Below are 14,334 nucleotides of genomic sequence, written 5' to 3' on the forward strand. Positions count from 1 at the left end.
TCTTATCCCTTCTTCATCCTCTGACGCACAATCTCATACGAGAGAACTCCTGCAGCCACCGATGCATTTAAGGAATCAATATCTCCCTTCATTGGAATGGAAGCCACCATATCACAGTTTTTCTTTACGAGTGGACTGACTCCATCTCCCTCATTTCCGATCACCAGACCGATCGGTCCGGTCAGATCCATATCGTACATTAAGGTTCCATCCATATCCGCACACACAAACCACATACCGCGGTCTTTGAGTTCTTTCATGGTATTGGAGATATTTGTCACTTTTGCTACCGGTACATAATTAACCGCACCTGCCGATGTACGTGCGACGGTCGGTGTCAGTCCTACGGCACGGCGTTTTGGAATGATTACACCATGTGCCCCTGCCTGATTGGCGGTACGGATAATTGCCCCCAGATTATGTGGATCTTCGATTCCGTCTAAAATCAGGATAAACGGTGGTTCTCCTTTTTTTTCTGCAAGTGCCAGAATATCTTCCACCCTGGCATAATCATATGCTGCACTGACAGCAATCACACCCTGGTGCTTTCCTGTCTCGGAAATCTGATCGAGGCGTTCTTTTGTCACATAATTGACGATTGTATCGTGCTTTCTTGCCTCTCTGGTAATGGATCTGACCGGTCCATCCTGACAGCCGTCCAGAACATATAATTTATCGATTGTCCTGCCAGAACGAAATGCCTCAAGGACAGCGTTGCGTCCTTCAATATGATTTTCTTTCATTCCGGTAAATGTTTTCTTTTCGTCTTCCATAATTTTTTACCTTATAAACGCAGATGCAAACCATCTGCTGCTTCTTTAATCAATGAAACCAGCCGGTCGAACCGGTCCGTCAGATACAGATATCCCACCAGTGCCTCCAGCCCCGTTGCCTTACGGTAATCCGCCATCGTTGCATTTTTTGCCATGGTTGCCGACTTGGCATTGCGTCCTCTGCGATAGATGTCCGCTTCTTCCTCTGTAAGCATCGGTTCAAGATATTGTATGATAACTGCCTGCGTATGTGCTTTTACAATCTGACTCGTCCGGTGATGCAGCTGGTTGGGACGGGTATTTCCCTTGCCAACAACAACCGACCGGATCACCAGATCAAAAACACCATCCCCGATATAAGCCAGTGTCAGTGGGGAATAGGTCCGGATATCGACATCCGGAACCTCAAATTTTTTCTTGATGTATGCGTCAATTCCTTCACTCATGCATTGCGCTCCCATACGACACCTTCGCGGGTATCTTTGATGGTGATGCCCCGTGCAAGAAGCTCGTCGCGGATTGCATCTGCACGGGCAAAATCTTTCGCTTTCTTTGCCCCGGCACGCTCCGCAATCTTTTCATTGATGAACTGTTCCAGTTCTGCATCCACGCTCGTTCCCGCGTCCAGTCTCTCCTGACCTGCGGTTGTCAGATTCAGTGCCAGCACCTGGTCAAAATCATTCAGCAGTGCCAGCTTTGTCTTTTCACTGATATCTGCCTTTACCACGTCGTAGACGATGGTCAGTGCCATGGAAGTATTCAGATCATCACGGATTGCATCTGCAAACTTTTTACGGAATGCTTCAAATGCTTCCTGATCCATCTCTCCCTCATCTTTGAAGGTGGCAATCTTTTTTACTAATTTTTCGTATGCACTCTCTACGTTGTCCAGATTGTCATAAGAAAATACGAGTGGCTTACGATAATGAGACTGCAGACAGAACATACGGTATGCCAGAGGATCGTACCCTTTGCTCTCCAATAGAGATACCGTCAGGAAATCGCCCTTGGACTTACTCATTTTTCCGGTCTGGTCATTCAGGTGGTTTACATGAAACCAGTACGGGCACCATTTGTGTCCCAGATAGCTTTCGGACTGTGCAATCTCGTTTGTATGGTGTGGAAAAATATTATCTACTCCGCCACAGTGAATATCCATATACTCACCCAGATGTTTGATTCCGATGCAGGAGCACTCAATATGCCATCCCGGATATCCAACACCCCACGGGCTGTCCCACTTCAATGCCTGATCCTCGAATTTGGATTTTGTAAACCAGAGAACAAAATCGTTTTTATTCCGTTTATTTTCATCTTCCTCCACATCGTCACGCACGCCGACCTGCAACTGTTCCTTTTCGACTGCGGAAGAAAATACAAAATAATCCTCCAGTCTGCTGGTATCAAAATAAACATTTCCACCGGCCTGATAAGCATATCCCTTTTTAAGAAGTACCTCGATCATGTGAATAAATTCTGGAATGCAATGGGTTGCAGGTTCTACCACATCCGCTTTTTTGATATTTAATTTCCGGCAGTCCTCAAAAAATGCATCTGCATAAAATTTTGCCACTTCCATAACGGTCTTGTGCTCACGCTTAGCACCTTTTAACATTTTGTCTTCCCCCGTATCCGCATCGGAAGAAAGGTGTCCCACGTCCGTGATATTCATGACGCGCTTTACATCATACCCCACATAGGAAAGTCCACGCACAAGAATATCCTCCATGATATAGGTACGCAGATTCCCGATATGCGCAAAATGATAAACGGTCGGTCCACAGGTATACATTTTGATTTTGCCATCTTCGTGCGGTATCACGGTCTCAATCTTTCTTGTCAGTGTATTGTAAAAGCGAAATTGATTCTCCATTGTGTCTGTCCTTCCATCTGTTTCTTCTTATATATTTTAAGTGTACAATATTTTCCGGCAAAAGTCACGTCTTATCTATGATCTGCTGCACCCGGGACATCCTGCACATTTACTCCCGCCCCCGACAACCATACTGCTCTCATAAAATCCGTTCAGCATACAGATTGCCTGTGACGAAATTCCTTCTTCTGTTCCGGTAAACCCAAGTCCTTCCTCGGTCGTTGCCTTGATATTGATCTGCTCTTTTGCAATGCCAAGGGTCTTTGCAATATTCTCCTCCATCTGCGCAATATACGGACGCAGCTTTGGCTTCTGTGCAATCACTGTCGCATCAATATTTTCTACCACATAACCATTCTTTTCCAGTAAAAGACGCACATGTTCGAGCAGTTTCATGCTGGAAATTCCCTTATACTGCGGATCGGTATCCGGAAAATGTTTTCCGATATCCCCGAGTGCTGCAGCACCAAGCAGTGCATCCATGATTGCATGCACAAGCACATCCGCATCCGAATGTCCGAGCAGTCCCAGTGTATGCGGAATCTCCACACCTCCGAGAATCAGTGGCCGTCCCTCCACCAGTTTGTGTACATCATAACCCATTCCTACACGCATTTTTCTTCTCCTGTCTTTTTATGATGTTGCTGATTCCAGTTCCCCCTGCAAACAGCTTCCTTATAAATTCTAATGATAATATGCCACCAGGCAAAGCCTGATGACCTTCACAGGCTTCAAGCCTGTTTTATTATAACACAAATTCGGGGGCTGTATCAAACAGTCCCCGAACGAAGTATCACATCAGTTTTCAACTATGCAAGTGCTGCTGTAATGATTGCCATGGAATATACTTCTGATGCATTACATCCACGGGACAGATCATTGATTGGCGCATTCAGACCTAACAAAATCGGACCGTAAGCTTCGAAATTACCAAGTCTCTGTGCAATCTTGTATCCGATATTTCCGGCATTGATATCCGGGAAAATAAAGGTATTTGCATGTCCGGCAACTGAAGAATCCGGGCACTTTGTTCTTGCAACTCTTGGTGATACCGCTGCATCAAACTGTAATTCTCCCTCGATTGGAAGATCTGGGTATTTCTCGCGTGCCTTATGTGCTGCATTGCGCATCTTATCTACATCCTCGCCCTTTCCGGAACCAAGTGTAGAGTAGCTTAAAAATGCAACCTTCGGATCTACACCGAAAATTCTTGCACAGGCAGCTGACTCACCGGCGATCTCTACGAGTTCATCCTCGGTCGGATGGATGTTGATCGCACAGTCAGACATTGCAAGAACCTCGTTCTCACCTGTCGCAGACGGACGAACCAGAATAAAGCAGGAAGACACGATGCTGTTGCCAGGTTTTGTCTTAATCAGCTGAAGTGCCGGACGAACGGTATCTGCCGTAGAGTATGTAGCTCCGCCAAGCAGTGCATCCGCAATGCCCATCTTTACAAGCATGGTGCCAAAATAGTTTGCCTGGGAAAGAATGCCTCTTGCCTGCTCCGGTGTTACTCCCTTGCTCTTTCTTAATTCACAGAACAGATCTACCATCTCATCCATACGGTCAAATTTCTTTGGATCAATGATCTCTGCCCCACGGATATTAAATCCGCTCTCCTCTGCTGCCTTTTCAATTTCATCCGGATCGCCTACAAGGATTGGATGTAAAAAGCTGCTTGCAAGCAGACGGGAAGATGCCTCAAGAATACGAGGATCGCTTCCTTCTGTGAATACAATTTTCTTTGGGCTTTTCTTTAATACTTCAATCAGTTGTCCAAAACCAAACATAATAAATCTCCTTTATCTATACTTAATTTTATTATTAGCTACCACTAATTGTATACTCGTTATTCACGAAATTCAATGCATTTACGTGTTCTAAAATGAGAACATTTTGCATAAAAAGAAACCCCATGCTGATTCTCCATGGGGTCTCCTGTAAAATGAAGGATTTATCACAAATGACGTTTTTACTGAATTTTCTACTGAATTGCCTTAAATGCCTCATCCAGATCCTCTATGATATCATCGATATTTTCTGTACCGATAGAAAGACGGATCGTGTTTGGCTTGATTCCCTGATCTAAAAGTTCTGCCTCATTGCACTCGGAATGTGTGGTGCTTGCCGGATGAATGGCAAGGGACTTCACATCTGCTACGTTTGCAAGCAGTGAGAACAGCTCAAGGTTATCGATGAATTCCTGTGCTTTTTCTGCACCACCCTTGATCTCAAATGTAAAGATAGAACCGCCACCATTCGGGAAATACTTCTTGTAGAGTGCCTGCTGCTCCGGGTCTTTGGAAATGGATGGATGGTTTACTTTTTCTACCTGTGGCTGGTTCTCTAAGTATTTAACAACCTTTAATGCATTCTCCACATGACGCTCTACGCGAAGGGAAAGCGTCTCTAATCCCTGCAGGAAGATAAATGCGTGTACCGGAGAAATGGTAGCACCTGTGTCACGCAGTAAAATTGCACGGATATAAGTAGCAAATGCTGCCGGTGCGCAGTCCTTTGCAAAGCTTACCCCATGGTAAGATACGTTTGGCTCTACCAGCCATGGCCACTTGCTGCTCTGTGTCCAGTCAAATTTTCCGCTGTCGATGATCACACCACCAATGGTAGTTCCGTGTCCACCGATGAACTTTGTAGCAGAATGTACCACAATATCTGCGCCGTGCTCAATCGGGCGGACCAGATACGGAGTCGCGAATGTATTGTCAACAATCAGCGGAATTCCATGCTTGTGTGCAATTCCTGCGATCTTTTCAATATCAACTACTTCAGAGTTTGGATTTCCAAGTGTCTCTATCTCGATGGCTTTGGTGTTATCCTTAATTGCAGCTTCAATCTCTTTATAGTTGAACGGATCTACAAATGTTGCCTCAATGCCATAATCCGGAAGCGTATGTGCCAGAAGGTTGTAGGTACCACCGTAGATATTCTTTGCAGCTACAATGTGATCCCCTGCATGCGCAACTGCCTGAAATGCATAAGTTAATGCGGCTGCTCCCGAACCTACCGCAAGTGCCGCAACACCGCCTTCAAGTGCTGCAATTCTCTGCTCGAAGATATCCTCTGTCGGATTGGTCAGACGTCCGTAAATATTTCCGGCATCCTTTAATCCGAAACGGTCAGCAGCATGCTGGCAGTTGTGGAATACATAAGAAGAAGTCAGATAAATCGGAACGGCTCTTGCATCGGTAACCGGGTCTGCCTGCTCCTGTCCTACGTGTAACTGTAATGTTTCAAATTTTAAATTTCTGTCTGCGTAATGTTTTTTGCTCATTTTAATACTCTCCTTTTTCTGCTATTTTTGAAATCACATTTACCTGATCCGGTAAAGTGTGGGGTTTTCGTTTGAACTGGTTATATCATACCACAGAGGTAGGAAAAGTGTTAGTCTTTTATTTTTATAGCTGGTTATAAGTTTTGCTTATAGCCGATACTTCTACAGTACTTTTTGTCATTTTATCAAAAATTCAGAAGCTGGAGAATGCGCTCACTCCCCTGTTCATCCCGGTTATCAATGACAAAATCGCAGATCTCCCGATTCCGTTTCTCCGCATCCAGCGACAACAGACGAAGGGTTTTCTCCCCGACAGGGAAATCCGACTGCACAATATCTGCAATCATGTCTTCTTTATCTTTTGCCACATAGATAATTGCGGTCGGAAAATGCCGCTTCATGGCAATTGCGCCACACATATCCAGGGACATGACGGCATACTTGCCATCGTCAAGCACCGCCTGGATATCTTCCTTTTTTGTTCCGTAATGCACCCCGGCGTACATGGTGCGTTCAAAGAAATCCTGCTGTGCAAACTGTTCTTTTGTCAGATAATGATGCTTGCTGCTTTTCTTGGTGCAGTAGGTTTTCGGATTGACAAAGCGATCCTCCTGACATAATTTTTTGGTCAATGCGTCTTTTCCGGAACCGGACGGTCCTACCAGTGCCAGAACCGATGGATTTTTTATTTCCATCGTGCGCGTCTGCGAGGCATGGATGATCTGCCTGACCAGAGAAACAAATTCACTCATCTGATTCACGGACAGGAGTCCTGTCATCTTCCAGTTCCACGGCTTGCGCATCAGTACCGGATACGTGGCCGGTGTTTCAAGCACATTATGAATGGCATCATCCAGGATGATATCAAACTGCACTAAATTCTTGGCATTGCCCAGAATAATATTCTCCGGCGGGAATTCCGGAAATGCTGTAAGAATCTGTTTTGCACGGATTCCCATAAATGCCGGTGCTACCGCAGTGATAAAATAAACATCCGCAATTTCCATCAGACGGTACACAGCTTTTTTGTTTTTCTCCGGAACCTGCTGGCGTGCATAGAGTTCTTCGTCCTCGTAAAATTCCCTGATAATACCTGTACGTCCACGGTTTTCCCAGGTATCAATCTCCTCAAGCCGAAGTGGCGGATCGATATGATATTTTTCATTTGCCATGGCAATTGCGATACTGTTAAACGGTGCTGTTACATCATCCCAGTCTAGTCCGATCTTCGGTCTTAACATCCACCCATACCCCCTTCTTTTCTTCTAAATCAAACGATTTACTCCTCGACAGAAAACAGTTCAATTGTAAAATTCAATTCTTTTCCTGCCATCTCATGATTTGCATCAAATGTAATGGTTGTTTCATCCTTTTCTACTACTTTTACCGGAAATGGCTGTCCGGCAGCATTCTGCAAATACACCTGCTGCCCTGCTTCCAGTTCTTCTGCCCCCGGAAGCTGTGCCAGTTCCACCGTAAAAATGGCATCCGGATCTGCCAGTCCGTAGGCTTCCTCCGGCATCAGATGAACATCCAGCGTCTGTCCGACTTCCATGTTGGCAACTGCTGCATCAAATCCTTTAATCATCATTCCTGCACCACATACAAATTCCAATGGCTCTCCTCTGTCATAAGAGGAATCAAACTGTGTTCCATCATTAAATGTGCCGCGATAATGTGTTCTGCATTTCTTTCCAACGTTCTTTCCTTCGATGGTACTGCTTTTTGTATTTTCCATATGTTTTCTCCTGTTCTTCTTTTTATAAAATAAAAAAACTTGTGATCTGTGACCACAAGCCTGTATAGTAGCGAGGGAGAGACTCGAACTCTCAACCTCCCGGGTATGAACCGGACGCTCTAGCCAGTTGAGCCACCTCGCCATATTTAGTTCCATCAGTTTTTCTGATGAATGGGACCTACAGGGCTCGAACCTGTGACCCTCTGCTTGTAAGGCAGATGCTCTCCCAGCTGAGCTAAGATCCCATTTCGTGTTGGCTGCTCTCGCAACCGACTTCGTTAGTATATCGTACGAGAACAGATATGTCAACACTTTTTTTGAATTTTTGTATTTTTTGTATTTGTTGTAACTATTCCAAACAAATTTCCATGCAGGATTGTCCCACACATGCTATGCAAGCAGCCGCTCTACCAGGCGCACACACTCCGCGGCATCCTTTGAATACCCATCGGCTCCGATCTCATCTGCAAAACTCTGTGTGATGCAGGCTCCTCCAATGATCACCTTGCTCTTGCAGCCTTTCTCCTTACAAAGCTCCACAACATCCTGCATACGCATCATCGTGGTAGTCATCAGCGCGGACAGCCCGATAATCGCAGCATTTTCACGAATCGCGGTATCCACGATATCTTCACACGGCACATCTTTTCCCATATCAATCACGTTGTAGCCATAATTTTTCAGCATCAGTACGACAAGATTTTTTCCGATATCATGGATATCCCCCTCTACCGTTGCAATGACAAGCGTTGGCATCTCCTGTCCGTCGTTCTTCTTCTCCAGCATCGGCTCGAGATAATCAATGGCAAGTTTCATGGTATTTGCACTGGCAATCAGCTGCGGCAGGAAATATTTTTTCTGTTCAAAAAATTCCCCGACTTTATTGATGGCTGCAATCAGCTGGTCATTGATGATCTCCTCCGGCTTTGCGCCGTCTGCAATTGCCTTTTTCACTTCATCTATAATGGTTCCTTTATTTCCTTTTAAAACCGCTGTCGTAACAGGATCTGCTTTTTCTTCCACAGATGCCGTGCCACCCGCAGCACCTTCTTTTTTCACAACAACCGTCTCATATTTTGCCTTTTCCTCTGCCAGTTTATTCATACGCTCGATGTAGCGGATGTCACTGTCCGGGCGATGCAGCAGCATGTCCGAAGCAAATGCGGCATTCATCAAAAGTTCCTGCGACGGATTGGCAATCGCCATGGTAAGCCCCCGGCAGATGGCCATGGTAAGAAATGCCGTATTGACAAAACTCCGCTCCGGCAGGCCAAACGAAATATTCGACAGACCACAGATCGTTGGAAGCTTCCTGATATCCTTACAATAAGAGATGGTATCATAACATTCTTTCGCGGCCTCTGGATTGGCTCCGATTGTGGCAACCAGCCCATCCACGACAATATCCTCGTGTGCCATTCCCAGCTCCATAGCACGGTCATATACGGTATCGATAATCTCATGCTTTTCTTTGGCATCCTTTGGCAGTCCCTCATCGGAAAGCGGAAGCAGGACAAACATAGCCCCGTACTTTTTTGCCAGCGGAAGCATATGCTCGATTTTTTCTGTCTCAAGAGAAACGGAGTTGATCAGTGCTCTTCCCGGATAGACACGCAGTGCCTCTTCCATAACATCAATATGGCTGGTATCGAGGCAAAGCGGACAATCTACCGTCGCCGCAACTTCATAGATCACCTGCTTCATCATTTCTTTTTCGTCAATGCCGTTCATTCCCATATTGATGTCAAGGATGGCTGCCCCGTTTTCCTCCTGCGCCATTGCCATCTCACGCACAAGATCCAGTTTTCCTTCGCGCAGCTGAGCCTGCAGTTTTTTCTTTCCGGTCGGATTGATCCGTTCCCCGACCACCAGGAAATTGCCATCCAGACCAACTTCTACATTTTTGCGCTCAGACGCAAGAATCCTGCGATGCGATGCAAGCGGCTTATGAAGTTCCATCCCCCGCGTTGCATCCGAAAGTGCCTTGATATGCTTTTCCGTTGTACCGCAGCATCCACCTACAATGGCTGCTCCCGCTTTTACCAGTGCCACACCTGCCCCGGCAAATTCTTCCGGTGTCATGCGGTACACCGTTTTCTTTCCCTCGAGTTCCGGGAGTCCGGCGTTTGGCTTTGCGATGAGCGGAATCGTCGCATATTCTGCCATCCTTTCCACCAGAGGTACCATCTCCATCGGACCGGTGGAACAGTTTACACCGATCGCATCCACGCCCAGAGACTGCAGTACGACCACAGCCGTCTCCGGAGGTGTTCCAAATAATGTCCGTCCGTCTTCGTTGTAGGTAAGTGTCACCATGATTGGAAGATCGCAGACTTCCCGGATCGCAATCACTGCCGCACGACATTCCTGCAGACTCATCATGGTTTCTACCACAAACAGATCCACCCCTGCTTTTGCCAGCACCGATGCCTGTTCCTTGTATACGTCCACCAGTTCTTCAAACAACAGCTCTCCCATCGGAAACAGCTGCTGGCCGGTCATCGTCATGTCACCTGCAACCAGTGCCTGATCTCCCACCGCCTGCCGGGAAAGTGCTACCAGCTGCGTGTTGATTTCTTCCAGCCTCTCCTGCAGACCATATTCTTCCAGTTTGATCCGGTTTCCGGTAAACGTGGAGGCATATACGATATGGCTGCCGGCTTCTACATACCGCCTCTGCAGATCGAGCAGTACCTGCGGATTTTCCAGCACCCAGCTTTCCGGACACACTCCAATCGGCATACCTGCCTCCATCAGATTCGTTCCCGTTGCACCATCTAAAATAACCGGACCATGTTCCCTGATAAATCCGGCAAATTCTGTCTTTGTCATTTTGCATTCCTCACTTGCAGTTTCGTTTCGTTCTATTTATAATAATACCGCAGATTATTTCTACGTCATGCGTAACAATATCATACCTTATCACAGAAAAAAAAGAAAGTGAGAATCTATCATGAAAGACATAAAATTAGTTGCACTGGATCTCGATGGTACGCTGTTTGACAACAGCAGCCACATCAGTGAGCGCAATCTTACGGCAATCCGCAGCATTACAGACAAAGGCATCCATGTCGTAATCTCCACCGGCCGCCCGTTTGAGGGAATCCCGTTTAACCAGATCAAAGGCACCGGGATCAACTATGCCATCACCGCAAACGGCAGCGGAATCTATGAGATTTCCACTGGAAAATGCCTGTATGAAAATGCCATGGATGAAGAGCTGGTCACCCCGATTTTAAACTTCCTTCTCACACGTGATATCCATATGGATGCATTTATCGGTGGAAAAGGCTACACCCCGGTCCAGTGCGTAGAAACGGCACAAAAACTGACCGTGCCTTCTTCGATCAAAAACTATATTATCACCACACGCACACGGCTGGACAATATCCTGCAGTTTATCCATGAAAATCAGTTAAAGGTCCAGAAAATGACTCTGAATTTCTATCCAGCAGCCGATGGAACACTCATTGACCGCGAAACCGTCCGCAAATTTCTCGTGTCCAATCCGTCAATTACTACCGTCTGCGGCGGATACAACAACCTGGAATTCACGCGTGCAGATGCAAACAAGGGCGTTGGCTTACGAAAACTTGCCGAAATTCTCGGTGTCAATCCGGATGCCACCATGGCAATCGGTGACACCGAAAATGATCTTGCCATCATTGAGGCTGCCGGTATCGGTGTGGCAATGGGAAATGCCACTGATGCCGTCAAAACCCGGGCAGATTACGTCACCACAACGAATACCAAGGACGGGGTGGCAGCGGCCATCGAACATTTTATCCTATAATTTCACTCACCGCGCAACAACCCGATATTTTTCTTTAAAGATGCAATGACTGCATCAACCTGCCGGCGGTCGGTCTCCCTTCCCATGGTAAAACGTACACTGCCCGGTGCATAATTTTTTGGTACGTGTATGGCTTCTATCACATGGGAGATCCGTGTCTGTCCGGTATTGCACGCAGATCCTGCGGAAGCACAGATTCCGTCTTCTTCGAGAAGCACCAGAAGGGATGTCGCATCAATCCCCTCAAAACTGAAATTCACATTTCCCGGCAGGCGCTTATGCGGATGCCCATTTAACCTTCCCTGCGGAATCTCCCGTAATACCCGCTCCACAAAATAATTACGCAGCCGCACAAGCCGCGGACGCACGACCTGCATCTCTTCCACTGCAATTTCAAGTGCCTTTGCCATCCCCACAATTCCTGCCACATTCTCGGTTCCTGCCCGTCTGCCGTTTTCCTGACTGCCTCCGTGAATATACGACGGCAGATCCCGGTCTTTTCTCACAAACAAAAAGCCAACCCCTTTCGGACCGTGGAATTTATGTGCACTTGCACTCAGATAATCCACCGGAAGCTGGTTCATGGAAAGCGGAATCTGCCCGATGGCCTGCACCGCATCGGTGTGAAATAATGTTCCCGTCCCCCGCAGCATGGATGCAACCGCATCCAGCGGTTCGATCGTTCCAATCTCGTTATTTCCCGTCATAACGGAAACCAACGTGGTATCTTCCCGCAATACCTCCCGCAACTGTGCCAGATCAATCACTCCGTATGCATCGACATCCAGATAAGTCAGTTCATATCCCAGTTTCTCCAGATATTCACATGAGCGCAGCACCGCATGATGTTCGATTTTGCTTGTGATCACATGTTTCCCTTTTTCCTTTTTCTCCGCCGCCACATTTTTGATTACCCAGTTATCCGATTCGCTCCCCCCGGATGTAAAAAAAATCTCCTCCGGCTTTGCCTTAATCAGCATGGCAATCTGTTCTCTTGCCCCTTCTAATGCCTCCCGTGTGCGGCGCCCCATTTCGTAAGATGTGGAGGCGTTTCCATATTCTTCCATGAGATACGGCTCCATAGCCTTGCGCACCTGCGGAAGCATTTCGGTTGTGGCCGCATGATCCATATAGATTTTACAGCTCATATTCTGCACCATCCCCTCATACAATAGTTATCAAGTTTACCATTTGGAGTTCCCATTGAACATTTCCCGATTGCTAAAAAATCCTCTAATTACCGGCACCCTTCTGATGACGGCTTCCGGTATTGCCAGCCGTATCATCGGCTTCTTCTATAGGATATTCCTGGCACAGACAATTGGTGCAGAAGCGCTCGGAATCTATCAGCTGATTGCACCCGTTTTTGCAATGTGTTTCGCCCTGACTGCCTCCTCCATCCAGACATCCATTTCCAAATTTGTCGGCGATGCCTGCGGCAAAAACGCAGGAACATCGCAGGGAGAAATAACTGCACGCGGATATCTGCTGCTCGGTCTGGTCATCTCCTGCACAGCCTCTGTAATCGTCGGTATTTTTCTTTACACACAGGCAGACTGGATCGCCCTGCATTTTCTCGGAGAGCTCCGCTGCGCTCCCCTCCTTTCGCTCCTTAGCTTTTCCATGCTTCCCTGCTGCATCCACGCCTGTATCAACGGTTATTACTATGGAAAAAAGCGGGCAGGAATTCCTTCGTTCTGTCAGCTGGTGGAACAGCTTGCACGCGTGGGAAGTGTATGGCTGATCTATCAGTACACGCTGGAAAAAGGCATGGAGCTGACGGCGTTCCACGCGGTTGCCGGTCTTGTGGCCGGGGAATGTTCCGGTCTTATCACCAGTCTGATTGCCATGTCTTTGGAAAAACGGCTTCCCGGACACTCCTACCACACCCTTTCCGGTCAGTGGAAAACGATGGGCAAACTGTTTGCTTCCATGGCGGTTCCACTTACCATCAACCGGGTGACGACAGCTCTTTTCAACAGCCTGGAGAATCTTCTGATCCCGCAAAAACTTCAGGCATTTGGTTACAGTGCTTCGGATGCCCTGAGTATTTTTGGTATCCTGACCGGTATGACCATGTCCATCATTCTGTTTCCCAGTGTACTGACCAATTCCTTTTCCGTCCTTTTACTTCCAGCTGTCTCGGAAGCCCACAGTGCACACAACCACGCACAGATTGCGCGAACGATAAAAAAAGCAATCCTGTACGGACTGCTTCTTGGCTTTGTTTTTACGATTCTGTTTCTGGTTTTCGGTGACCGGATGGGCGAAGTTCTGTTTCACAATACGCTGGCCGGCAATTTTATCTGCCAGCTCTCCTGGCTTTGTCCCCTGCTGTATGTCACCAGTCTGCTGAACAGTATTCTGCACGGACTCGGCAATGCCCGGCAGGTTTTATTTGTCACACTGCTGGCATGCATGATCAGGATCTGCATGATCCTGTTTCTCGTCCCACAGTACGGCATTGATGCATATCTGTGGGGGATGCTGCTGTCCTATGTATTTGCTGCGATTGCAGACATTCTTTTGCTTATTCCTTATTCCCGTGCCGGATGATTCCACACTTTTTGATCCCCCTCGGACAGAAAAACGCCAGAATCGGCGTTTCTATTCTGTCCACGTTCATCTCTTCCATGTAATGTAATATAATAAAATTTAGGTCTGTTTTCCTATTGAATCTGTGTTTTTTCCATGCTATATTCTTGTTACACATTTCGAATATGCAGTCTTGTTACTTTACACTGCATTCAGCCGGATGATTCATCCGTTTTCCCATGTGTATGAAACAATAAAATATTGGAGAGGTTTATTATTGTTTTTATGATCAGATATTGAAAGCCGGGGGCTTCCATGTTACAATCC

Annotated in this window: 12 protein-coding genes and 2 tRNA genes; 2 read left to right on the top strand and 12 right to left on the bottom strand. The window is 46.8% G+C overall.

From position 1 onward, the window contains the following. Positions 1-2: 2 nt before the first annotated feature. From rlmB to DXD06_RS12645, 11 genes are all read right to left on the bottom strand, one after another. Positions 3-773 (bottom strand): 23S rRNA (guanosine(2251)-2'-O)-methyltransferase RlmB, encoded by a 771-nt coding sequence (rlmB, locus tag DXD06_RS12595; RefSeq protein ID WP_055263321.1) that lies wholly within the window; start codon positions 771-773, stop codon positions 3-5. An 11-nt stretch (positions 774-784) separates the two neighbouring features. Then, positions 785-1,219 carry a Mini-ribonuclease 3 gene (locus DXD06_RS12600; protein ID WP_022046058.1) on the bottom strand — a complete coding sequence of 145 codons (435 nt, stop codon included), beginning with the start codon at positions 1,217-1,219 and terminating at the stop codon, positions 785-787. Then, positions 1,216-2,646, bottom strand: a complete 1,431-nt coding sequence (gene cysS, locus DXD06_RS12605) for a cysteine--tRNA ligase (RefSeq protein WP_117832209.1) — start codon at positions 2,644-2,646, stop codon at positions 1,216-1,218. Before cysS ends, DXD06_RS12600 begins: the two co-directional genes overlap by 4 nt. A gap of 75 nt (positions 2,647-2,721) precedes the next feature. Then, positions 2,722-3,261, bottom strand: coding sequence for a 2-C-methyl-D-erythritol 2,4-cyclodiphosphate synthase (gene ispF / locus DXD06_RS12610; RefSeq protein ID WP_022046056.1), 540 nt, complete (start codon positions 3,259-3,261; stop codon positions 2,722-2,724). A gap of 194 nt (positions 3,262-3,455) precedes the next feature. Continuing rightward, the gene (pta, locus tag DXD06_RS12615) at positions 3,456-4,439 is read right to left on the bottom strand and encodes a phosphate acetyltransferase (RefSeq protein ID WP_117832211.1); all 984 of its coding nucleotides are present in this window, start codon (positions 4,437-4,439) and stop codon (positions 3,456-3,458) included. A gap of 194 nt (positions 4,440-4,633) precedes the next feature. Further along, the gene (locus tag DXD06_RS12620) at positions 4,634-5,941 is read right to left on the bottom strand and encodes an O-acetylhomoserine aminocarboxypropyltransferase/cysteine synthase family protein (protein WP_117832214.1); all 1,308 of its coding nucleotides are present in this window, start codon (positions 5,939-5,941) and stop codon (positions 4,634-4,636) included. A 185-nt stretch (positions 5,942-6,126) separates the two neighbouring features. Beyond that, on the bottom strand, positions 6,127-7,182 hold the full coding sequence (locus DXD06_RS12625; RefSeq protein ID WP_117832216.1) for a 5' nucleotidase, NT5C type: 1,056 nt from the start codon (positions 7,180-7,182) through the stop codon (positions 6,127-6,129). 38 nt (positions 7,183-7,220) lie between these two features. Then, entirely contained in the window at positions 7,221-7,679 is a 459-nt protein-coding gene (locus tag DXD06_RS12630; protein WP_117832218.1) for an FKBP-type peptidyl-prolyl cis-trans isomerase, read from the bottom strand. A 68-nt stretch (positions 7,680-7,747) separates the two neighbouring features. Next, positions 7,748-7,821 (bottom strand) — tRNA-Met (locus tag DXD06_RS12635). 30 nt (positions 7,822-7,851) lie between these two features. Next, positions 7,852-7,924 (bottom strand) — tRNA-Val (locus DXD06_RS12640). 145 nt (positions 7,925-8,069) lie between these two features. Beyond that, positions 8,070-10,511 carry a homocysteine S-methyltransferase family protein gene (locus DXD06_RS12645; protein ID WP_117832220.1) on the bottom strand — a complete coding sequence of 814 codons (2,442 nt, stop codon included), beginning with the start codon at positions 10,509-10,511 and terminating at the stop codon, positions 8,070-8,072. A gap of 121 nt (positions 10,512-10,632) precedes the next feature. Between DXD06_RS12645 and DXD06_RS12650 the strand changes: the two genes are divergently transcribed. After that, positions 10,633-11,472: a Cof-type HAD-IIB family hydrolase gene (locus tag DXD06_RS12650; protein WP_243001073.1), complete on the top strand. Its 840-nt coding sequence runs from the start codon at positions 10,633-10,635 to the stop codon at positions 11,470-11,472. 2 nt (positions 11,473-11,474) lie between these two features. Here the strand turns inward: DXD06_RS12650 and DXD06_RS12655 are convergent, their stop codons facing one another. Then, positions 11,475-12,620: a cysteine desulfurase family protein gene (locus DXD06_RS12655; protein ID WP_117832283.1), complete on the bottom strand. Its 1,146-nt coding sequence runs from the start codon at positions 12,618-12,620 to the stop codon at positions 11,475-11,477. A gap of 55 nt (positions 12,621-12,675) precedes the next feature. Here DXD06_RS12655 and DXD06_RS12660 point away from each other — a divergent pair, with 55 nt between their 5' ends. Then, on the top strand, positions 12,676-14,028 hold the full coding sequence (locus DXD06_RS12660; protein ID WP_243001074.1) for a polysaccharide biosynthesis protein: 1,353 nt from the start codon (positions 12,676-12,678) through the stop codon (positions 14,026-14,028). Positions 14,029-14,334: the final 306 nt, after the last annotated feature.

The organism is Roseburia sp. TF10-5, assembly GCF_003462365.1.
Lineage (GTDB): Bacteria > Bacillota > Clostridia > Lachnospirales > Lachnospiraceae > Roseburia > Roseburia faecis.

What these genes read in the sequence shown, in the direction of transcription:
- DXD06_RS12620 (WP_117832214.1), bottom strand. Translation starts at nt 5,941, where the DNA reads ATGAGCAAAAAACATTACGCAGACAGAAATTTAAAATTTGAAACATTA.
- ispF (WP_022046056.1), bottom strand. Translation starts at nt 3,261, where the DNA reads ATGCGTGTAGGAATGGGTTATGATGTACACAAACTGGTGGAGGGACGG.
- DXD06_RS12600 (WP_022046058.1), bottom strand. Translation starts at nt 1,219, where the DNA reads ATGAGTGAAGGAATTGACGCATACATCAAGAAAAAATTTGAGGTTCCG.
- DXD06_RS12625 (WP_117832216.1), bottom strand. Translation starts at nt 7,182, where the DNA reads ATGTTAAGACCGAAGATCGGACTAGACTGGGATGATGTAACAGCACCG.
- DXD06_RS12630 (WP_117832218.1), bottom strand. Translation starts at nt 7,679, where the DNA reads ATGGAAAATACAAAAAGCAGTACCATCGAAGGAAAGAACGTTGGAAAG.
- DXD06_RS12650 (WP_243001073.1), top strand. Translation starts at nt 10,633, where the DNA reads ATGAAAGACATAAAATTAGTTGCACTGGATCTCGATGGTACGCTGTTT.
- cysS (WP_117832209.1), bottom strand. Translation starts at nt 2,646, where the DNA reads ATGGAGAATCAATTTCGCTTTTACAATACACTGACAAGAAAGATTGAG.
- pta (WP_117832211.1), bottom strand. Translation starts at nt 4,439, where the DNA reads ATGTTTGGTTTTGGACAACTGATTGAAGTATTAAAGAAAAGCCCAAAG.
- DXD06_RS12645 (WP_117832220.1), bottom strand. Translation starts at nt 10,511, where the DNA reads ATGACAAAGACAGAATTTGCCGGATTTATCAGGGAACATGGTCCGGTT.
- DXD06_RS12655 (WP_117832283.1), bottom strand. Translation starts at nt 12,620, where the DNA reads ATGAGCTGTAAAATCTATATGGATCATGCGGCCACAACCGAAATGCTT.
- rlmB (WP_055263321.1), bottom strand. Translation starts at nt 773, where the DNA reads ATGGAAGACGAAAAGAAAACATTTACCGGAATGAAAGAAAATCATATT.